Raw genomic sequence first — 21,009 nt, forward strand, 5'->3', positions numbered from 1 at the left:
GCTATGGAAAATCGACTCGGCAGCGGCGGACGCAGCCTCGACAGTGGCAGCTACGCCGACCTCAATCGCCTTAGCCAGTTCAAGGTCGGCAAGGACCGGGATGGCGAGGAGAACGTGCGCAAGGTCGCGCAGGAATTCGAGTCGCTGTTCCTCAACGAGATGCTCAAGTCGATGCGCGCTGCCACAGAGGTACTGGCCAAGGACAACCCATTGCATAGCCAGGCGAGCAAGCAGTACCAGGAAATGTACGATCAGCAGCTCTCGGTCAGTCTCTCGAAAGAGGGCGGCGGTATCGGGCTGGCCGACGTACTGGTGCGCCAGCTGAGCAAACAGACCGAGACGGCTACACGCAACAATCCTTTCGCCCAGGTGGTGCAGACCGATGGAACCGCCTGGCCGAGCAAGCCGGCTGCCGCCATCGAGTCCGGACGTGATGATTCCCGGCTGCTCAATCAGCGCCGGCTGGCGCTGCCGGGAAGGGCCTTCGAGCGTCAGTTGGCAAACGTTTCGGCGACCGCTCCGGCCACGACCGCCGAGGCGGGGCAGCCGCTGGTCGATCTCGACTGGAAACCCGCGACCGCGTTCGTGCCACCGACAGAGGCGCCTCTGATCGTCAACGGCGTAGAGAAAAGCGCGTCGAATGCGCCTAGCAAGACCCGCTTCAATTCGTCCGAAGAATTCATCGCCACCATGCTGCCGATGGCCGAGAAAGCTGCGGAGCGCCTGGGAATCGAGCCACGCTTCCTCGTCGCGCAGGCTGCTCTGGAAACCGGCTGGGGCAAATCGATGATCCGCCAGCAGGATGGCAGCAACAGCCACAACCTGTTCGGCATCAAGGCGAACGGCTGGAAAGGTGCGTCTGCCACCGTAATGACCACCGAGTACGTCAACGGCAAGGCAACCCGCGAGAAGGCGGGCTTTCGTGCCTATGATTCCTTCGAGCAGAGCTTCGACGATTTCGTCAGCCTGCTGGAGAACAACGACCGCTATCGAACCGCCATTCAGGTGGCGAGCAACACCGGCGACTCGGAGCGATTCGTCAAGGAATTGCAGAAAGCCGGCTACGCCACCGACCCGCAGTACGCACGCAAGATCACGCAGATCGCCCGCAAGATGCAGACCTACCAGACCGTCGCCGACGCGAATTCGGCGCCCGCCATGCGGACCAGAGGCTAAATCATGGCTGACCTAATGAGCATTGGCCTGTCCGGCCTGGCCGCCAGCAAGACCCAGCTGTCTATCACCGGCCACAATATCAGCAACGTCAACACCCCTGGCTACAGTCGCCAGGATGCTTCCCAGGCGACCCGCTCGCCGCAATTCAGCGGCGCCGGCTACATCGGCTCGGGGACCACGCTGGTCGATGTGCGTCGCTCCTACAGCGACTTTCTCACCAGCCAGCTGCGCAGCAGCACCTCGTTGAACAGCGATGTAGCGGCCTACAAGAGCCAGATCGATCAGCTCGATTCACTGCTGGCCGGGAGCACCACCGGCATTACCCCCTCGCTGCAGAGCTTCTTCTCGGCATTGCAGACGGCGGCGGAGGATCCGGCGAACATCCCCGCCCGTCAGTTGGTATTGGCCGAGGCAGAAGGCCTGGCGAGGCGTTTCAATACCGTCTATGACCGCTTGTCCGAGCAGAACGACTTCACCAACAAGCAGATGTCTGCGGTCACCGATCAGGTCAACCGGCTGGCCGGCAGCATCGGTAGCCTGAACGAGGCAATCGCCGTCGCTTCCGCCAATGGCAAGCAGCCGAACGATTTGCTCGATGCCCGCGACGAGGCTGTGCGTCAGCTTTCCACTTACATTGGCGTGACCGTGGTTCCGCAGGACGACAGCAGTTTCAATATCTTCATCGGTAGCGGCCAGCCACTGGTGGTTGGCAGCAGCGTGTCGCGCCTTGAGGTGGTGCCGGGGCAGGGCGATCCCAATCGGCACGAAGTACAGTTCGTCAGTGGCGGCTCGCGGCAGGGCATCACCTCGCAGATCACCGGCGGCGAACTGGGCGGTCTGATCCGCTATCGCGAGGAAGTGCTGGATTCGACCATGAATTCGTTGGGCCGGCTGGCACTGGCCGTCAGCGACCAGGTCAACACGCAGCTCGGTGAGGGACTGGATCTCAAGGGGCAGGTTGGTTCGGCACTGTTCGGTGACTACAACACCGAAGCGCTGGCGAAGCTGCGCGTCAACGCGTTCGTGGGTAACAGTAGCGCCCAGCCGATGCTGAACGTTACCGATACGGGTCAGCTCACGACCAGCGACTACCTGATGGAATACGACGGTAGCAGCTACAAGGTCCGCCGCTTGAGCGACAACCAGTTGATGGCCGTAACGGAAAGCCCGGCCGGTACGCTATCGATTGCTGACAGAAATGGCGTCGGTCAGGGGTTTCAGGTCGTGCTCGGAAGCCCCGCACCAGCCGCAGGCGACAAGTTCAGCCTGCAGCCGACCCGGCGTGGTGCGACCGATATCGCGGCAGTGCTGGATCAGGCGGATCAACTGGCCTTCGCCGCCCCGGTACGTGCCGAAAGCGAGTTGCAGAACGCCGGTACCGGTGTAATGACTCAGCCGGACATGGTTTCGGCGCCTTCACCCATCAGCATCACGGCGCTGCAGGACATGTTCGGCAGCACCGGAGCGACACTGACCTTCACCGAGCCGGATACCCTTTCGATCAGCGGCGGTACCGCCGGTTTTCGTCAAGTGGACAACGCTACGACGCCGCCAACCGTGACGTTCGTTTCGAGCGTTACCATCACGCCTGGGCAGAGTAATTCCCTGGTCATCGGGGATGCCGACTATCAGTTCGAGTTCTCTCTCAGCGGTACGCCCAAGAACAACGACCAATTCGATATTGCGTTCAATCAGAGCGGTGTCTCCGACAACCGTAACGCCCTGAAGCTGGTGGACTTGCAGACGAAGCAGACGGTGGGTGTGGACAGTACCGTTAACGGCTCGGGTTTCAGCTTCACCGATGGCTATGGCGAGTTGGTCGAGCGCGTCGGAACGCTGACGGCGCAGGCGCGGATGGACAGTGAAGCAACCGGTGCGGTTCTCAAGCAGGCCACCGACAACCGCGACTCGCTATCGGCCGTCAATCTGGATGAAGAGGCGGCCAACCTGATCAAGTTCGAGCAGTACTACAACGCTTCGGCCCAGATCATTCAAGTTGCCCGCTCCTTGTTCGATACATTGATCAGCTCCTTCAGGTAATAGGTCGCCATATGCGCATTTCCACCCTGCAAGCGTTCAATAACGGCGTCGCCGGATTGCAGCGCAACTACGCCAATGCGACCCGTACCCAGGAGCAGATCAGTACCGGCAACCGCATCCTCACGCCAGCGGACGACCCGGTTGCGTCGGTGCGGTTGCTGCAGTTGGAACAACAGCAGAATGTGCTGAGCCAGTACAACGCCAACCTGACGGCGGCGAAGAACAGCCTCACGCAGGAGGAGGTCACGCTCAATTCGGTGAATACCGTTTTGCAACGCGTTCGCGAACTGGCTACGCAGGCGGGCAATGGTGCCCTGAGTGCGGACGACCGCAAGTCCATAGCTGCCGAGTTGACCGAGCGCGAGGACGAGCTGCTGTCATTGTTGAACACGCGAAACGCTCGCGGTGAATATCTGTTTTCGGGTTTTCAGGGCAAGACGCAACCCTTCGTGCGCGATGGCAACGGCAGCTATTCCTACCAAGGTGATGAGGGCCAGCGGAATGTGCAGGTCGCCAGTTCGCTGAACATAGCCATAAGCGACAACGGCAAGGCGGTATTCGAAAACGTCATCAATGCGGGACGGTACCAGAGCGACATCGACAGCTCGTTGGCCTTGCCAGGTTCGACGCTGAGCATCTCTGCCCCCCTGGTACAGGACGAGGTGGCCATTGCCGGCAACCCCTCCTTCCCGGTAGCAGGGGTTGGCGTGCATTTCACTTCTGCAACTGAATATGTCGTTTATGATTTGAATGATCCGCCTGCGGACCTCTCTGATCCTTATGCCACGCCTGGGCAAGTGCTCGCTTCGGGGGCGGTTGACAGTGATGAGGATTCTGCCGATGAGCTCGTGTTTCGCGGCGTGATGATCAAGTTCGACGGAGTGCCAACCGGGGGAGAGTCGGTAGAAATCACGCTGGACGCTACGGTCCAGAAGCAGGGAATCCTCGACACCATCGCCAATCTACGCATGACGCTGGAAGACCCGTCCTCCAGCAACACCGATATTCGCGATGCCGTGGCCGTGAGCCTGACCAACCTCGAGTATGGCATGATCAGTGTCGATGCAGCGCGCGGAAACATCGGTGCGCGCCTGAACGTCATCGAAACGACCCAGACGGATAACGAAGACGTGGCCCTGGTGAACAAGTCCGTTCAGGCCGAACTGCGTGAGCTGGACTATGCCGAGGCGCTGTCCCGGTTGTCTTTCCAGACGGTGATTCTGGAGGCGGCGCAGCAAAGTTATGTCAAGATCAGCGGGCTGAACCTGTTCAACGCGATGCGTTGAACAGGTTGACGAGGTTCGCATAAACGCGGCTTCGTTTTGACATCGCGCGTCAGGTGGCTAGATTGGTCGGTGCGGAGCAGGAAGTCCCGCCATAGTCACTTCTGAGTCCATAGGGATATGCATATGAGCAAAGCTTTTCTGGCTGCTGCGGCCTTCGCCGTTCTTTCCAGTGTCTCGTTCAGCGGTTACGCCGCTACTCAATCCGATCCTGCCCAGGCGCCAGCGATGGTGGCTCAGGCGACCGTCAACCTGAACAGCGCCGACGCTGAGACGCTGACCCGGGAACTGAAAGGGATTGGCGCCACCAAGGCCAGGGCAATCGTCGAGTACCGCGACGAACATGGCCCATTCAGTTCGGTTGACGAGCTTCTCGAGGTAAACGGCATAGGTTCCGCGACCCTTGAAAAGATCCGCAGCCAACTCAGCCTTCAGTAAGGAGGCAATACGAGGGTTCGGCCGCAAGGGTCGACCCTCGACCGTTGGCTGTTCGTGAGCGTCCGCCTTTGGCTGCGATAGCCGGTATCGTCCGTTACGAACGCCTTGTGCGACCATCAGTCGAAGTGCTTGTAAAGCCGTTGACAATCTCCGGTTATGCACATTCGGAATAGACTGTCGCAGTCTCTTTGTTCGCATATACAGGTATCACTCTAGCCTTTGCTAAGTCATTGATTTTCAATGACTTGAAAGGTTGTGTAAAAAAGCGCCGATTTGTCGAACGCCCCCGTAGCTAGGGCATTTGCGGCAACCATCCATAAACTGTTCACAAGGTTATCCATAGCTTCGGTGGATAACCCTCCCGACGTCAGGGATGGCGCAGGCTAGAGAGGAATCATATGAAAGCTCCCTGGAGTTTCATGCGTTATCTACCATTCGCTCAGCGATTGATCCGTGCCGGCAGGATTCCCGCGCTGTTATTGGCCGTGGCTCGAAAGTCGTCTTCGAAACGAGGATTGGTCAGAGGTCTGCGTGAAGACCTGAGCCTGTTTCAGGCGCTTTGTGTCGCCTGGTGGCGCGGTCAATATCGCGCGGTAAGCCCCCAGGCCCTGGTAGCGGTGGTCGCGGGCCTGCTTTACTTCCTCTCACCTCTCGATGCCATTCCCGACTGGTTACCGGGTCTTGGCTTCGTCGATGATCTCGCGGTACTGGGTTGGGTGATGCGCAAGTGGTCGGGCGAGATGGACGCCTTCAGGACCTGGCAGCAGGCGCAGACTCCCGAGCATCAGGCCGACCTGCAGCGGTTGCCGGATCTGTCCGAACTCAGGGTCGACGACATCTCACGCTGAATGGCCACGACGAGCGGCGGCTTGCTGGTCGATGACGGACGGACAAATGCGGCGCCCATCTCGATTCATCCTCGCATACGACTGCCTGATAGCATCAACGAGCCGTGCGGGCTGTTAAGATTCCGCCTCTGATCGATCAAGCCTGAGGGAAAACGGATGAATGTGCAGGTCATCATGCGTGACGGCTCACCGGAATATGCCGTACTGCCGTGGGAGGAGTATCAGGCGCTTCTGAATGCGGTCGGTGCGCCAACGCCAGCCGATACCGATCAGTCCCCGAGTAGTCAACAGGTGCCCTCGCTGGACCAGTTGGGCGCGCTGCGGGAGGCCAAAGGGATGAGCCTGGAGCAGCTCGCGCGGGCGGTCGGGATCAGTCCGGCCTATCTCGGGCTGATCGAGGCTGGAGAGCGTGAGCCGGATGGCGCGATCCGTCGAGCGCTGGCCAGATCGCTGGAGATTGCGGGTTGGGAGGGTGACGCTTGAGTCGGCAGGCTGCGACCGTGTCCATCAGCCGGCAGCACTGGCAGGCGCTGCTGGACGAGCTGGGTGATGCGCGTCGTCAACGTCATCTGGTGACCTATCGGGCATTGGTCGAGCGACTTCAGCTGCCTACGCCAGCGATGCAGACCCTTACCGCTGCTCTGGAGCATCTGGCCGCGCTTGATGCCCGTTCGGAACGTCCGTTACGCAGCGCGCTGGTCATCAGCCAGGGCGCCAGCCGCCTTCCCCGAATCGGTTTCTTCGAATGTGCTGCGCGTCTAGGGCGTTTCAGCGGCCCTGCTGATGGCTCTGCTGCTGCCTCCTGGCACGCCGGAGAGGTGGCGCGGGTATTCGAATTCGATTATCCGGAGGTGCTCTGATGCTGTGGAAGTTGCGCGCCAAGCTTGGTTATTTCGCTGCCCGCAAAGCGATGATGTCGCGCCATGCGGTTCAGCAACCCAAACTCTGGCGCTGGATGGAAGGACAGTTTGCGCGCATGGCGGCGCTGGGAGATGTGGGCGCGCAAAGCTTTTATGGTCATATCCTTTATTTTCGAGGGCAGGGATATGGGGCCAGGCAGGAAGGGGCTCGGCTGCTGCGCCTGGCCGCTACGGCTGGTGACCTGAAGGCTGCCTACCAGATGGGTGTGATCAGCCTGAGCGAAGATGCGACTCACGGACCCGATGGCAACGAGGCGGCGCGCTGGTGGATGCAGGCAGCTGCGGCGGGGCATCCTCTGGCGGCCGTAAGGCTCGAGCAGCTCTACCGTATCGGAGGTCATGGCTTGGTGGCCAACCCGCAGGAGGCTGACCGCTACAGAGCCAAGGCGATGCAGTTGGGGTTGTGACCGTCTAGTTGTATGGCCGTATCGATGAGGTGAAAGCTCGGCCCGCTGATCTTCTTTGCGTAGCGCTTGGCTTCCGAGGCCAACGCCGCGAGCCTGCCGGCATCCAGGTGATCGGTGTGTTCGGGCCTTACCATGACGATACCGATCGACAGCGTGGGCAGCGCATACCGTTGCTCCTGTCCCTCACGATTTGCCGCGGCGAAGTAGCCCGCCGCGATGTGTTCGCGCTGATAGAACGCCGCGCTACGGCACTGGAAGTCATGTTGTAACTGCTCGATTCGGCGTTCCCAGTCGTCGCTGGTGAGCACCAGCATGAAGTCGTCACCGCCGATATGGCCGACGAAATCCAGCCGGGGGTCTATCCGCTCGTTTAGGCACTGAGCCAGGCAGAGCAGTACCTCGTCGCCTTTCGCATAGCCATAATGGTCATTGAAGGGCTTGAAGTTATCGATATCCACGTAGCAGACCAATGCCTGGCGGCGCTGCAGCAGCAGGCGGGTCAGGCATTGCTGTATGGGAACGTTGCCTGGTAGCAGGGTCAGCGGATTGGCGTGTCGTGCCTGCTGTACCTTCAGTTCGGTTATCAGCCTCAGTACGTCGATCACTCGACCCAGGCCGAGATAGCGGCCTGACTGGGTGATGACGAAGTCCTCCTCGATGCGCTGACGAGCCCGGCTGGTCAGCAGGCGGCTGACCTGCTGCAGGGACTGCCCGAGTTCGACCGCAAGGAAATCGCTGCTCATCAGCCGGCTGATTGGCTTGCGTGCCAGCAGATCGGTTGCGAACGGCTTGAGCAAGGCGTCCGAGATGAGGTTGCGGTGCACGATGCCAACCGGCCATGAGTCGGCGTCCAGAATCGCTATCGAGTTCAGGTTAGGTTGCAGTCGAAAGGCCTCGAGCAGCTCTGCGACCGGCCGTTCCGCCAGCATGGCGGGCTGGCGCACGAGCAGGGCGGAAAGATCACTGGTGTCTTCGCTGAAACCGGTGTGCTGCGTCTCTGCCGACGGCAGGACCTCTTCGATGTCTTGTACCGGCAGTTCCTGGGGGCGACCGAGCAGGTACCCCTGAACCAGATCGATGCCCATTCCTGCCAACACCGCCAACTCCTCGCGAAGCTCGATACCTTCGGCAATGACCTGGGCGCGCGAAGTACGGGCGATCTTCAGAATCGATTCGACGAATTCGCGTTTCACCGGATCGAGATGGATGCCATCGATGAAATAACGGTCGATCTTCACGTAGTCCGGTCGCAGCTGCGACCACAGGCGCAGGCTCGAATACCCGGCACCGAGATCGTCCAGGGCGATGCTGAAACCCATCGAACGATAGTGATGGAGCGCCTTGTCCAGCAATTCGAGATCGTCTGCCGGTGCCTGCTCGGTCAGTTCGATGACCACCTTGTCGGCTTCTATTCCGTAGGTATGCAGCAGCTCCAGTGTACGGCCGGGCTTGTGGCTCGCCTCGAGCAGGGTTTCTGGTGACGCATTGAGAAAGAGTTTTCCTTGCAGTCCTCCCTGGCTGTACCGTCGGCATGCCGTCTCGCGACAGGTCATTTCCAGCTCGTTGAGACGCCCGGCATGGCGCGCGGTGGCGAGCAGATTGATCGGAGAGTGCAACGGGCCATTGGAAGGGCCGCGGCTAAGCGCCTCGTAGCCGAGAATGCGCCGCTCGGAGAGCGAAACGATTGGCTGGAAGAGGGTGGTGATGTCCCCGTGAGCAAGGATATGTCCCAGTGTGCTCAACTGCTCGGTGACTGTCATGGCGTTCTCTGGGTAAAAAATGAGGGCCACGATAGTGGCCCTTTCATTTCACGCCAGTGTCATGTCAGTTTGATGACAGCTTCGCCCTGCAGCCTTCAGTGCTTGGCCATGGCTGAGCTCAGGCCCAGGTAGTCCAGCAGGATTCGCCCGGTCTCGGAAAGGTAGGCATCGTCTTCCGGTTTTGGCTTGTCCATGTCGTTGTGTGGCGTTGTTTCGTCTTCCTTCTTCAGCTTCGCCAGCGGCTCTTCGCCCTTGGCCAGGCGCAGTGCGTTTTCCAGGGCCAGTTGACGCTTCTCGATATCCGCCTGTTGCGCGCGACGTTTCTCCTCGTTGAGGCTGACGGTCGTTTCGTGCATCAGCTCCTGGGCGAGTGCCAGGCGATCGCGGGTGAAGACGAAGTCAGGATTCTCGCCGGTTCTTGCCTCATGGCGGGCCTTGAGCTCGGCAAGGAACGGTTTGAACGGGTTCATCTCCGGGTTTATTGCTGCCCGGATGCTGTCCCAGGGCAGGGCCTCAGGCAGCGCGCTCTCGCCGATCTCCTTGGTATCGACATCGGCCGGGTAGGCGATATCCGGAATTACACCCTGATGTTGAGTGCTCTGGCCGGACACCCGGTAGAACTTGGCCAGGGTGAGCTTCAGCTCGCCATGGTTGAGCGGCTGGATGGTCTGCACGGTGCCCTTGCCGAAGGTCTGGCCGCCGAGGATCAAGGCACGGTGATAATCCTGCATGGCGCCGGCGAAGATTTCCGAGGCCGATGCCGACAGGCGATTCACCAATACCGCAAGCGGGCCTTTGTAGAGGGCGCCGGTCTGCTCGTCGGCGAGCACGTCGACCCGACCGTCGCTGTTGCGCACCAGCACCGTCGGACCCTGATCGATGAACAGTCCGGTCAGCTCGGTGGCTTCCTGCAGCGAGCCGCCGCCGTTGTTGCGCAAGTCGATGACGACGCCGTCGACTTTCTCCTCCTCCAGTTCCGAAAGCAGCTTCTTCACGTCGCGAGTCGTGCTTTTGTAGTTCTGGTCACCGGCGCGTAGCGCTTTGAAATCGAGATAGAACGCCGGGATCTCGATCACCCCGAGCTTGAAGCTCTGGCCCTGGTGTTCGAGTTTCAATACCGATTTTTTCGCGGCCTGCTCTTCGAGTTTCACCGCTTCGCGGGTGATGGCCACGACCTTGCTGTTCTGGTCGTTCGGCGCATTGCTGGCGGGAATGACCTCCAGGCGCACTACCGAGCCCTTTGGGCCGCGAATCAGCTTGACCACTTCATCCAGACGCCAGCCGATCACGTCGACCATCTCGTCGTTGGCCTGGGCGACACCGATGATCTTGTCTGCCGGGGCGAGCTGCTTGCTCTTCTCCGCCGGGCCGGCTGGTACCAGACGCACGATCTTGACGTGCTCGTTGTCGCTCTGCAGCACCGCGCCGATACCCTCCAGCGACAGGCTCATGTTGATGTCGAAGTTCTCCGCATTGTCCGGTGACAGGTACTGGGTATGCGGGTCGTAGGACTGGGCGAAGGCATTGATATAGGCCTGGAACACGTCTTCGCCGCGGGTCTGGTTCAGGCGCGCGAGCTGGCTCTTGTAGCGCTTGGTCAGCAGCTCTTCGATCGCCGCGGGTTCCTTGCCGGCGATCTTCAGGCGCAGCACTTCATCCTTCACGCGTTTGCGCCAGAGGTCGTCCAGCTCCGCGCTGTCCTTGGCCCAGGCAGCCTTCTCGCGGTCGACCAGCAGTTCTTCGTCGACCGAGAAATCGAAATTGTCGACGCCTTTGTCGAGCAGGCTCAGTGCATAGTCCAGGCGGTTCTGCAGGCGCTCGAGGTGGCGCTTGTAGATATTGAACCCCGGTTCGAGATTGCCGCCCTTGAGGAAATCGTCGAACTGATTGCGCCATTTACCGAACTCATCGAGGTCGGAGGCGAGGAAGTAGCTGCGCGACGGATCGAGCATCTGGATATAGCTGTCGAAGATCTTCGCCGAACGCGCATCGTTCAGGGGGGGCTTGTTGTAATGATGGCGCTTGAGCAGTTCAACGACATTCAGGCTGGCGATCACCTGATCACGATCGGGTTGCAGGTAGTCCCAGCTCTCCGGCGTGCTGACGGCTTTTGCCAGTGCCAGTGAAGCTTGAAGGCCGAAAAAGACAGCTAGAACGGTGCAGGTCAGCGTACGTTTCATGGCTTGGGGGCGACGTGGGGCTAGGGAATAACGCATATTAGGCCATCTAGAGTAGGCGCCGGTTCGGTTTTCCGTCCGGCGGTGGAAAGCACGAGCCCGATGGTACAAGCGGTCGACCAAGGCCAGCGAGCGATCAGTTGGGTGGGCAAAGATAGGAACCACTATGGAGGCAGCATGAAGGCATTGCAAGGTATCGAGGGGCATCTGGAGTGGGCTGAACGACCGGCTCCGGCGTGTGGCGAGGGCGAAGTTCGCATCCGTGTGGCCGCCGCCGGCCTGAACCGGGCGGATCTGCTGCAACGTGCCGGGCATTATCCGCCGCCAGCGGGCGTAACCGACATCCTCGGGCTCGAATGCGCGGGCGTGATCGCCGAGGTCAACGGGCGCAGCCGCTGGAAGGTAGGTGATCGTGTGTGCACGCTGCTGGCCGGCGGCGGCATGGCCGAAGAAGTGGTGGTCGATGCTCGTCATGCGCTGCCAGTGCCCGCAGGCATGTCGCTGCATGAAGCCGCCGTGATCCCCGAGGTGTATGCCACGGCCTGGCTCAATCTCTACCGACTGGGCGCCCTGCTCACTGGCGACAAGGTGCTGCTTCATGCCGGCGCCAGTGGTGTCGGTTCGGCGGCGATCCAGTTGTGCAAGGCCTTCGGCAATCCCTGTTGGGTCAGCGTGGGCTCGTCCGAGCGGCTCGCCTATTGCGAGTCGCTCGGCGCGCAGGGCGGCGTATTACGTGGCGACTCGCTCGAAGCGCTACGCGATTTCGGCCCCTTCGACATGATCCTGGACCCGGTGGGTGCCAAGTACGCGGCCCTGAATCTGCAACTGCTGGCGATGGATGGGCGCTGGGTCATGATTGGCTTGATGGGTGGACGCAAGGCCGAAATGGATCTGGGCGGGCTGCTTGCCAAGCGCATCCAGCTGATCGGTTCTACCCTGCGTAGCCGTGATGCCGACTACAAGGCCGGGCTGCTGGCGGAAATGGAAGAGAAAATATGGCCGCTGTTCAGTCAGGGCAGGCTATCCCCGCGCCTGGAGCGAACGTTCGCTATCGCTGACGTGGAGGCAGCATTTGACGCGCTGGCGAGCAACACGGTGTCCGGCAAGGTGGCTCTGGTCATCGACGACAGCCTGGAATAAACAGGCGCCGCTGGACTGGTCCCGAGCGACGCGAGCCCTGCTGTTGGGCTTTGGTGATCCCAGGCCCAAGGCTGAGTTTCGGGTCGGTTTGGGTCCAAATCGCCGCGGGGGCGCGCCTCCCACTGGGTTGGTGTGGCTGTGCTGATTTGTGGGAGGCCTGACCTCGGGCGATGCTTTTCGAGGTTGGAGGGCCGGCCTTCGGCCTGCATCGCCGCGGGGGCGCGCCTCCCACGGGGTTGGTGTGGCTGTGCTGATTTGTGGGGGGCGACCTCGGGGCGACGCTTTGGGGATGGAGGGCAGGCCTTCAGCCTGCAATCGCCGCGGGGGCGCGCCTCCCATGGGCGGCTGATTGTGGCTGGTAGCCTTTGTGGGAGGACTACCCTGGGCCTTTTTCAGGGCAACTCGGCGCTCGAATAGAAGGCTGTCAGTACCTTGACCAGGTGTGCCAGGTCCTGACTCCCTGCAAGCTCTCGAATCGAGTGCATGGCGAAGGTGGGCAGGCCGATGTCGACGGTGCGAACGCCGAGCTGGCTGGCCGTGATGGGGCCGATGGTCGAGCCGCAGCCCATGTCGCTGCGGGTGACGAAGCTCTGCACGGGGACTTCGTTTTCCAGGCACAGATGACGGAAGAAGCCTGCTGTTTCGCTGCTGGTGGCGTAGCGCTGGTTGTTGTTGACCTTGATCACCGGTCCGGCGTTGAGCTTCGGCCCGTGGTTGCCGTCATGCTTGTCCGCATAGTTCGGGTGCACCGCATGGGCGTTGTCGGCGGAAATCAGCAGCGAACGGTTGATCGCGCGCTGGAAAGCATCCTCTTCCGGAAGCAGGCGACGCAATACCTGCTCGAGGAAAGGGCCGTCGGCCCCGCACATCGAGGTAGAGCCCACTTCTTCATGATCGGTGCAGACCAGGACACAGGTGTGCTCGGGTTCGGCCTTCAACAGCGCCTGCAGTCCGGCGAAGCAGGAAAGCAGGTTGTCGAGGCGTGCCCCGGCGATGAAATCACCATGCAGCCCGATCAGTGCGGCACTCTGGGTGTCGTAGAAGCTCAGTTCGAAGTCCAGCACCACGTCGGCGGCCAGTCCATGCTCACGGCCGAGCTGATCGGCGAGCAGTGCGCGGAAGTCCGGACTTTCCTGGCTGGCGATCTGGGCGAGGATTGGCGGCAGCTCGTTCTGGGCATTGATCGCCCAGCCCTGATTGGCTTCCCGATTGAGGTGGATCGCAAGGTTCGGAATCGTCGCGATCGGCAACTTGAAGTCGATGAGCTGGCTCTCGATGCGGCCATCGCGGCTGTAGGTGACCCGGCCGGCCAGCGAGAGGTCGCGGTCGAACCACGGGGCGAGCAGGGCGCCGCCATACACTTCCACGCCCAGCTGCCAGAAGCCCTGGCGCTGTAGCTCAGGCTGCGGCTTGACGCGCAGGCAGGGGCTATCGGTATGGGCACCGACCAGCCGCAGGCCACTTTCGACGAGCGATTTGCTACCCAGCTGAAAGGCGATGATGGCCGAGTCGTTGCGGGTGACGTAATAGCGTCCGCCGGCCTCGGTATGCCAGACCTCGCGCTCGTCCAGCGCGCGGTAACCGGCGGCCTGCAGCGCCTGAGCCAGATTCTGGGTTGCGTGGAAAGGGGTGGGGGATGCCTGCAGATAGTCGATCAGGCCTTGGTTGAGGGCTTTGCGCATTTCGGACTCCGGACTGCCAGGTCACGAAGTCTATAGCATTCGCCTTGCGCGAATAAGCATGGTGTCGACTGACTGCTGCCGTTGCGCCCGAACGCCGTTCGCGCGCGCCAGATGCGCTAGAACGGTGCCGGACACTCGAAGCGCAGGCGCTCGCCCGTCTGCGGATGGGTCAGGGTCAGCATGCTCGCGTGCAGGCACAGGCGCTCATGGGCCTGCAGCGCTTGCTCGTGTGCATACAGGCGGTCGCCCAGCAGTGGATGCCCGATCGACAGCATATGCACCCGCAACTGGTGGGAGCGACCGGTAATGGGCGTCAGTTCGACACGGCTATGGTCGCCGCAGCGTTCGAGCACGCGCCAGAAGGTCAGGGCATGCTTGCCCAAAGCGTGATCGACTACATGACGCGGTTTGGTCGGTGGGTCATAGCGCAATGGCAGGTCGATGCTGCCACTGTCCTGCCCGGGCAGGCCCCAGCACAAGGCGGTGTAGGCCTTCTCCGTCTCACGATCATGAAACTGGCGGGACAGCTCTCGGTGCGTATCGGCATCGCGGGCGAGTACGATGAGTCCGGACGTTTCCCAGTCCAGCCGATGCACGATGCGCGCTTCGGGGTAGCCGTTTTCCTGCAGGCGCGTCACCAGGCAGTCACGGTTGTCTTCGGCACGGCCTGGCACGGAAAGCAGCAGTGTCGGCTTGTTGATCACCAACAGGGCAGCGTCCTGATGGACGATCTCGATAGCGCTAAGAGGCATTCATTTTTCCACAAACGAAGACGGCGACCCTTGGGCCGCCGTTTGCATGCACTGGAGTCGCTCAGCGATCCGGCAGGGTGATGTTCAGCTCGAGGATCGAGCAGCTGCCCTGATCCTCAAGGGCGACATGGACCTGATCGCTGTCGATGTTGACGTACTTGCGAATCACCTCGACCAGTTCCTTCTGCAGGGCCGGCAGATAGTCCGGCTCGCTGCGCTGGCCGCGCTCATGGGCGACGATGATCTGCAGGCGCTCCTTGGCGATCGCGGCTGGGGTTTCCTTCTTCTTGCGTTCACGGAAGAAGTCGAAGAGGTTCATTCGCGGCCTCCGAAAAGTCGTTGCAGGAAGCCTGGCTTCTTCACATCGAGGAAGCGGTGCGTGACTTCCTTGCCGAGCAGGCGATCCACGGCATCGCTGTAAGCCTGGCCGGCGTCGCTCTGATCATCAAGGATCACCGGGATGCCCTGGTTGGAAGCCTTGAGCACGGCCTGCGACTCGGGAATCACGCCAAGCAGGCGAATGGAGAGAATCTCCTCGACGTCTTCGACGCCGAGCATCTCGCCCTTGGTAACTCGCTCGGGGTTGTAGCGGGTCAGCAGCAGGTGTTCCTTGATCGGCTCCTCGCCGCTTTCGGCGCGGCGCGACTTGCTGGCCAGCAGGCCGAGCATGCGGTCGGAGTCGCGTACCGAGGAAACTTCCGGGTTGGTCACCACGATGGCTTCGTCGGCGAAATACATCGCCAGGTGCGCACCCTTCTCGATACCGGCAGGGGAGTCGCAGATGACGTACTCGAAGTTCTTGGCCAGCTCGTCGATGACCTTGCCGACGCCTTCCTGGGTCAGCGCATCCTTGTCACGGGTCTGGCTGGCGGCCAGGACGTAGAGGTTCTCGAGACGCTTGTCCTTGATCAGGGACTGAGTCAGCGTGGCATCGCCGTTGATGACGTTGACGAAGTCGTAAACCACCCGGCGCTCACAGCCCATGATCAAGTCGAGGTTCCGCAGACCGACGTCGAAATCGACGATGACAGTCTTGTGGCCGCGCAAGGCGAGGCCGGTACCGATAGCGGCGCTGGTGGTGGTTTTACCAACGCCACCCTTGCCGGAAGTGACTACGATGATCTTGGCCAAGGTGATTCACCCTAAAAATTGAAAAATCGGGTCCTTGCGCCGTATTTGGCGTCAAGATTGCCCGTTTGGTCCTTGAAAATTCGCGGCAGTATCCGTTAAAGGCGGGTGATGTTCAACACGTCGCCGGACAGGCTGACCTGCACCGCTTCAGCCCAGAGAGGATCGCGTCTGAGGTCCTCGGCGACCTTGTACTGGCCGGCGATGGAAACCAGTTCTGCCGTGAGTTGCTGGCAGAAAATCCGTGCTGCGGTGTCACCCTTGATGCCTGCGAGGGCGCGACCGCGAAGAGGGCCGTACACATGGATGTTGCCATCGGCGAGAAGTTCCGCACCGGGGCTGACCGGAGCGAGAACGATCAGGTCGCCGCCCTGGGCATATACCTGCTGACCACCACGGATGGGGGTGCTGACGACGCGGGTCGGTCGATATACCGGTTCGGCAGGTGCTGCCGGTTTCTTCGCGACCAGGTCGAGCTGACGCTCACGGGCGCCGGAAGGGGGCAGCACGGGCAGGTCGAGCACCGCCGCTGCTTCCAGATGGGCCGGTTCGGCCGCTCGCAAGGCCAGGGTGCGCAGGCGGTGCTTGCGACACAAGGCGACCAGCGCCGGGATGTCGATGGCATGCGCCGACTCCGGCAGCTTGTCCAGTGCCAATACCAGCGGGGTGTTGTCGAAAAAGTCCGGTGCCTGCTCGACCTTGGCCGCAAGTTGCTCGTCGAGACGCTCGATGTTGTTGCTGGCCAGTTCCAGTACGGTAATGGCGAGCATGCTGCCCTTGAGCTGGAAGGCTGGGGACTGATCGGTGAGGTCGGCTTGGCTCATGGTCTGTCTGCTGCATTAAATGGCGAGGACTTATAGCGGGGCGCGCGGTTGCCTGCAACCGCTGACGTCCCACGGAACGATCACTGGTGCCCTGAAGCTCGGTCAAGGTGCGCTTTTGCCGCTAGAATGCGTCGCTTCATCGGTTGTCGAGCTATTCATGGATCGTCCTCAGTTTCGTGCGTACTTCCTGCACCCGCGCTTCTGGCTGCTCTGGCTGGGGCTGGGCATGCTCTGGTTGCTGGTCCGGTTGCCCTATCCACTTTTGCTGAAACTGGGGCGTGCTCTTGGCGCGCTGATGTTCCGCTTCGCCGGTTCGCGGCGCTACATCGCACGGCGCAACCTGGAGTTGTGCTTCCCCGAGCTCGGTCTGGAGCAGCGCGAGCGTCTGCTGCACGAGAACTTCGCCTCCAACGGCATCGCCTTCTTCGAAATGGCGATGAGCTGGTGGTGGCCACAGGCACGCCTGCAGCGGCTTGCCCATATCGAGGGGCTCGAGCACCTGCAGCAGGCCCAGGCAGCGGGCAAGGGTGTGATTCTGATGGCGCTGCATTTCACTACGCTGGAAATCGGTGCCGCGCTGCTTGGCCAACGTCACACCATCGACGGCATGTATCGCGAGCACAAGAATCCGCTGTTCGACTTCGTTCAGCGTCGCGGGCGCGAGCGGCACAATCGCGATGCGACCGCCATCGAGCGCGAGGATGTACGGGCGATGCTCAAGGTGCTGCGCGCTGGTCGCGCCATCTGGTATGCCCCGGATCAGGATTATGGCCGCAAGCAGAGTCTGTTCGTGCCGTTGTTCGGCATCCAGGCGGCGACCGTCACCGCTACCACCAAGTTCGCCCGGCTGGGCCGGGCGCTGGTGGTTCCCTTTACTCAGGAGCGTCTGGCCGACGGTTCGGGGTATCGCCTGGTGATTCATCCGCCGCTTCAGGGCTTTCCCGGTGAAAGCGAGGAGGCGGATTGCCTGCGGATCAACCAGTGGATCGAGGATGCGGTCAGTGCGTTGCCGGCGCAGTACCTCTGGGCGCATCGGCGCTTCAAGACCAGGCCGGCAGGGGAGCCTGGTCTTTACCAGAAGGGCGGCAAGCGCCCGGCAGTATAGGTCGTAGGGTGGGCTTCAGCCCACCATTGCGCAGCGCGGTTTCTCTGGCGGGGCGAAGCCCAGCCTGCCGGTGAACGCCACCGGCTCAAGCCAAGGTTCCCTCGCGAAAATCGCGCAATGCCTGCTCGATTTCCTCGCGGCTGTTCATCACGAACGGGCCGTATTGCACGATCGGCTCGCCCAGCGGCCTGCCCGCGAGCAGCATCACTCGTGCGCCGCGCTCGCTGTGCAACGGTGCATCGCCATGTTCGGACAGGCGCGCCAGCTGGCCTTTGCCTACCTGCTGCCCATTGACCCGCAACGCCCCTTCATAGACGTAAAGCAACAGCCGGTGACCATCCGGGATTCGTGGCGAGAGGCTGCTACCGGCAGGCAGTCGCAGATCGAACAGGTAGGGTTCGGTATCCGGTCGCTGCACGATTCCGTGCTGCTCGACGTCGCCGGCCTTCAGCGTCCCGGCGATGACTTTGGCCTGTACGCCGCCCGGAAGATCCAGCTGCGGGGTCTCGGCGGGGGCGAAATCGCGGTAGTTCGGATCGCCGAGTTTGGCGTGGGAGGGCAGGTTCAGCCATAGCTGGAAGCCGCGCATGGCGCCTTCCTGCTGTTCCGGCATTTCACTGTGGATGACGCCGCGCGCCGCAGTCATCCACTGCACCCCACCACTTTGCAGCAGCCCCACGTTACCCATGTGGTCCTCGTGGCGCATGCGCCCTTCGAGCATGTAGGTGATGGTTTCGAAGCCGCGGTGCGGGTGTGGCGGGAAGCCGGCGATGTACTCGTCAGGATCGTCCGAGCCGAACTCGTCGAGCATCAGGAACGGATCGAAGCGCTCCGCGGCGGCACCGCCGAATACCCGGGTCAGGCGGACGCCGGCGCCATCGGAGGTGGGACGGCCGCTGGTGATGGAAAGGATTTCACGCTGGGACATGATCGAATGCCTCTCGGTTTGAATGCGCCAAGCATATGCAGCCGACTTCGATCAATGGTTGCGTAATATCGCTCTAACCGATCGGTAGATTGGATTATTCATCCACCAGCAGATCCCGTGCACGGCTGTAGACGTAGCGCACCTTCTCGTATTCGAAAGGCGAATTGAGTTGCCCGTAGCGGAAGCTCGTGACGTGGCGGGCATTGATGGCGCGTAGCGCAGTCAGGCTCAACTCGCCCCCCGTGGTTTCGGAATACTGCAGAAACTCGACTTGCCGCTCGACGGCGAAGTCGGCCGCGCGTCCGCTCGCATCGCGCAGGTTCGACGGGCCCAGTGCCGGGAGAATCAGGTAGGGTCCACGGGGAATGCCCCAATAGCCGAGCGTCTGACCGAAATCCTCGCTCTGGCGCGGCAGGCCCATGCGGGTTGCCGGGTCCCAGAGACCGCCAATGCCGAGGATGCTGTTGAACAGAAAGCGCGCCGTGGCGTTCGCGGCGCGTTGGCCCTTGAGCTGGGCAAGGCTGTTGAACAGCGTGGGCACTTCGCCCAGGTTGCTGAAGAAATTGCTCACCCCGCTGCGTACAGGCTGTGGCGTGACGTAGCGGTAGCCGCGCACCACCGGCAGCATGACCCACTGATCCAGACGGTAGTTGAAGTGGTAGATGCGTCGGTTGACCGACTCGAACGGGTCGTACACGTCCAGTGCCTGAAAGGTGGCGCGCTCGAATTCGCGCTGATCGAGCCCCGGGTTGAATTCCAGGTTGCGTAGCGGATGGGTGAAACCATCCTCATCGACCGCCGGCGTTTCGGCGAGGGCCATGCCACTGGCCAGGAGCAACGGCAGCAGCATGCGTTTAGCCACGGAAGAACTCCAGGATGTGTCGTGCGTTGACGTGGTAGCTGAGGTTGCCACAGTGGCCGCCTCGCGGATAAAGGGTCAGGCGCTCACCGAAGGTGCGGCGCAGGAAACCGATGTCGCCCGGGCCGAGGATAAGGTCATCGGCGTTGTGCATGACGGCGATCTTCGGGCTTTGGCGCAGATAGTCCTCGAGTGCGTACAGGCTGACCTGCTGGATCAGTTGGGTCAGGCTGCCGCCGTCGTACTGGGCGCGCCACATCGGAATCACCTGTTCGGTGATGTAGCAGTCGAAGCTGCACAGCAGCGCGCGCTTGAAGAAAGGCTCCAGACGGGTGCCTTCGTTGATCGGATACTCGGGCGGCGTGATCAGCCCGCGACGGTTGATCAGGTCGGAGGTGAAGGTGATGTCGGCGGCGGAAAAGCGGAACACCGAGCCGATGAGCATCGCCATCTGCTCGTCGCTGAGCTTCAGGTTCGATTGCTGGAAGTCGTAGAGCACGGCCTCGTCGAGGTCGATATAACCCTTCTGACGGTAATAGCGCGTGAGCTTTTCCAGAATCACCTCGTAGAAGGTGGTGTGGTTGTCGATGCCTTCGACGCGGGTCTGCACCAGTTTGTCCAGGTTGCGGACCGAGGTGTACAGATTGACCGGAGGGTTCAACAGCAGGACGCGCTCGAAGTTGAAGCTGCGGCGTGTTTCGTCCAGTTGGCTGACAAATGCCGCATGCAATGCGCCGAGGCTGTAGCCGGTGAGGTGGAATTGCGTGACGGGCAGCTTGTGGTGCTGCGCGCGAACGGCCTGCATGACGCGATACAGGTCCTTGGCGTCGTCGCTGCTGATCCCTGGTGTCGCATAGCGTGAGGCGGCGGACATGAAGTCGTAGCTGGTCGGCGAAGACAGCTGCACCACATGGTAGCCGGCACCGTAGAACAGGCGCTTCAGGGCTTCGGTCTTGCCGGCCGAGTAGCGTGCGCCAGTACCGGAAATGATGAAGATCAGTGGGGCCGGGCCGTCCTGGCGGGCGAGCCGGTAACGCAGGGTTTTGACCGGCCAGAAGTTGTCCGGCAGGGTGAATTCTCGCTCGGGACGCAGGCGCAGGTCGTAGTCGGCCTGATCGATGTCGTCGTCGCTCGGCACCACGGCACGAAGCTCGACCGGTGTACTGGCAATAGTGGCCTCGAACGGATTGGTCAGCGGGTAGCCGTATTCCTCGGCACTCAGGTCGGCGGCATGGACCGGCGCAACGACCAGGGCGAGCAGGGCGAGCAGGGCGGTCAGGCGCAACAACAACTGCATGGTGGGTCTCCGTTGACAGGCCATGCGTGGCCTGTGGCGAGGCAGTCACGGGCATCCCGAGCTACCTGTTCCAATCAGAACTGCATCGGCTGCACAGTGCAAGCCGACATCACTATGGCAGCTTCGCGTGCAATTCGATCCCTGCGACAACCGAAGCGGGCCGCAGCGATCGCCAGGGCAGAACAATGTTCGTGATCAATCATGAGGAGGTGCGACATAGCGTCACACTATTGCCGCCCCAGAAC

The 21,009-nt window shown here is 61.5% G+C and carries 20 protein-coding genes; 10 read left to right on the forward strand and 10 right to left on the reverse strand.

The genetic code is table 11. The features are described 5' to 3' along the window. Nucleotides 1-3 precede the first annotated feature (3 nt). The 8 genes from flgJ (at nt 4) to B597_RS44105 (ending at nt 7,112) form a co-directional block, all read left to right on the forward strand. Complete coding sequence (gene flgJ, locus B597_RS44070; RefSeq protein ID WP_003295745.1) at nt 4-1,176, forward strand: flagellar assembly peptidoglycan hydrolase FlgJ; 1,173 nt, start codon at nt 4-6, stop codon at nt 1,174-1,176. A gap of 3 nt (nt 1,177-1,179) precedes the next feature. Further along, the gene (gene flgK, locus B597_RS44075) at nt 1,180-3,216 is read left to right on the forward strand and encodes a flagellar hook-associated protein FlgK (RefSeq protein WP_024162494.1); all 2,037 of its coding nucleotides are present in this window, start codon (nt 1,180-1,182) and stop codon (nt 3,214-3,216) included. Nucleotides 3,217-3,227: 11 nt separating this feature from the next. Continuing rightward, nucleotides 3,228-4,502 (forward strand): flagellar hook-associated protein FlgL, encoded by a 1,275-nt coding sequence (gene flgL, locus B597_RS44080; protein ID WP_003295742.1) that lies wholly within the window; start codon nt 3,228-3,230, stop codon nt 4,500-4,502. A 123-nt stretch (nt 4,503-4,625) separates the two neighbouring features. Beyond that, the gene (locus B597_RS44085; protein WP_003295741.1) at nt 4,626-4,937 is read left to right on the forward strand and encodes a ComEA family DNA-binding protein; all 312 of its coding nucleotides are present in this window, start codon (nt 4,626-4,628) and stop codon (nt 4,935-4,937) included. A 398-nt stretch (nt 4,938-5,335) separates the two neighbouring features. Then, nucleotides 5,336-5,785, forward strand: a complete 450-nt coding sequence (locus tag B597_RS44090) for a YkvA family protein (RefSeq protein ID WP_003295740.1) — start codon at nt 5,336-5,338, stop codon at nt 5,783-5,785. Nucleotides 5,786-5,941: 156 nt separating this feature from the next. Further along, nucleotides 5,942-6,268, forward strand: coding sequence for a helix-turn-helix domain-containing protein (locus tag B597_RS44095; RefSeq protein ID WP_003295739.1), 327 nt, complete (start codon nt 5,942-5,944; stop codon nt 6,266-6,268). Continuing rightward, complete coding sequence (locus B597_RS44100; protein ID WP_003295738.1) at nt 6,265-6,645, forward strand: hypothetical protein; 381 nt, start codon at nt 6,265-6,267, stop codon at nt 6,643-6,645. Before B597_RS44095 ends, B597_RS44100 begins: the two co-directional genes overlap by 4 nt. Then, a complete protein-coding gene (locus B597_RS44105) occupies nt 6,645-7,112 on the forward strand; it encodes an SEL1-like repeat protein (RefSeq protein WP_003295737.1) in 468 nt (155 codons plus the stop codon). Before B597_RS44100 ends, B597_RS44105 begins: the two co-directional genes overlap by 1 nt. Here B597_RS44105 and B597_RS44110 read toward each other — a convergent pair. After that, entirely contained in the window at nt 7,079-8,872 is a 1,794-nt protein-coding gene (locus B597_RS44110; protein ID WP_003295736.1) for a bifunctional diguanylate cyclase/phosphodiesterase, read from the reverse strand. The two genes, B597_RS44105 and B597_RS44110, sit on opposite strands and share 34 nt — an antisense overlap. A gap of 95 nt (nt 8,873-8,967) precedes the next feature. Beyond that, nucleotides 8,968-11,052, reverse strand: a complete 2,085-nt coding sequence (locus tag B597_RS44115) for a carboxy terminal-processing peptidase (protein ID WP_003295735.1) — start codon at nt 11,050-11,052, stop codon at nt 8,968-8,970. Nucleotides 11,053-11,226: 174 nt separating this feature from the next. Here B597_RS44115 and B597_RS44120 point away from each other — a divergent pair, with 174 nt between their 5' ends. Further along, nucleotides 11,227-12,189, forward strand: a complete 963-nt coding sequence (locus B597_RS44120) for an NAD(P)H-quinone oxidoreductase (protein WP_003295734.1) — start codon at nt 11,227-11,229, stop codon at nt 12,187-12,189. Between the two features lie 392 nt (nt 12,190-12,581). On the opposite strand, the gene B597_RS44125 is transcribed toward B597_RS44120, so the two are convergent. From B597_RS44125 to minC, 5 genes are all read right to left on the reverse strand, one after another. Then, nucleotides 12,582-13,871: a M18 family aminopeptidase gene (locus B597_RS44125; protein WP_024162496.1), complete on the reverse strand. Its 1,290-nt coding sequence runs from the start codon at nt 13,869-13,871 to the stop codon at nt 12,582-12,584. Between the two features lie 116 nt (nt 13,872-13,987). Next, nucleotides 13,988-14,623, reverse strand: coding sequence for an RluA family pseudouridine synthase (locus B597_RS44130; RefSeq protein WP_003295730.1), 636 nt, complete (start codon nt 14,621-14,623; stop codon nt 13,988-13,990). A gap of 61 nt (nt 14,624-14,684) precedes the next feature. After that, a complete protein-coding gene (minE, locus tag B597_RS44135; RefSeq protein ID WP_003295729.1) occupies nt 14,685-14,942 on the reverse strand; it encodes a cell division topological specificity factor MinE in 258 nt (85 codons plus the stop codon). Continuing rightward, the gene (gene minD / locus B597_RS44140; protein WP_003295728.1) at nt 14,939-15,754 is read right to left on the reverse strand and encodes a septum site-determining protein MinD; all 816 of its coding nucleotides are present in this window, start codon (nt 15,752-15,754) and stop codon (nt 14,939-14,941) included. Before minD ends, minE begins: the two co-directional genes overlap by 4 nt. Nucleotides 15,755-15,849: 95 nt before the next feature. Further along, nucleotides 15,850-16,575 (reverse strand): septum site-determining protein MinC, encoded by a 726-nt coding sequence (gene minC, locus B597_RS44145; protein WP_024162497.1) that lies wholly within the window; start codon nt 16,573-16,575, stop codon nt 15,850-15,852. 157 nt (nt 16,576-16,732) lie between these two features. Between minC and B597_RS44150 the strand changes: the two genes are divergently transcribed. Continuing rightward, nucleotides 16,733-17,680, forward strand: coding sequence for a lipid A biosynthesis lauroyl acyltransferase (locus B597_RS44150; protein WP_003295726.1), 948 nt, complete (start codon nt 16,733-16,735; stop codon nt 17,678-17,680). 85 nt (nt 17,681-17,765) lie between these two features. On the opposite strand, the gene B597_RS44155 is transcribed toward B597_RS44150, so the two are convergent. The 3 genes from B597_RS44155 to B597_RS44165 all read right to left on the reverse strand — a co-directional run bounded on the left by B597_RS44155 (nt 17,766) and on the right by B597_RS44165 (nt 20,764). Further along, entirely contained in the window at nt 17,766-18,608 is an 843-nt protein-coding gene (locus tag B597_RS44155; protein ID WP_024162498.1) for a pirin family protein, read from the reverse strand. A gap of 94 nt (nt 18,609-18,702) precedes the next feature. Next, nucleotides 18,703-19,458 carry an MlaA family lipoprotein gene (locus tag B597_RS44160; protein WP_003295724.1) on the reverse strand — a complete coding sequence of 252 codons (756 nt, stop codon included), beginning with the start codon at nt 19,456-19,458 and terminating at the stop codon, nt 18,703-18,705. 4 nt (nt 19,459-19,462) lie between these two features. Then, nucleotides 19,463-20,764 carry an alpha/beta fold hydrolase gene (locus tag B597_RS44165; RefSeq protein ID WP_003295723.1) on the reverse strand — a complete coding sequence of 434 codons (1,302 nt, stop codon included), beginning with the start codon at nt 20,762-20,764 and terminating at the stop codon, nt 19,463-19,465. Nucleotides 20,765-21,009: the final 245 nt, after the last annotated feature.

This window comes from Stutzerimonas stutzeri KOS6 (assembly GCF_000307775.2).
GTDB lineage: Bacteria > Pseudomonadota > Gammaproteobacteria > Pseudomonadales > Pseudomonadaceae > Stutzerimonas > Stutzerimonas stutzeri_B.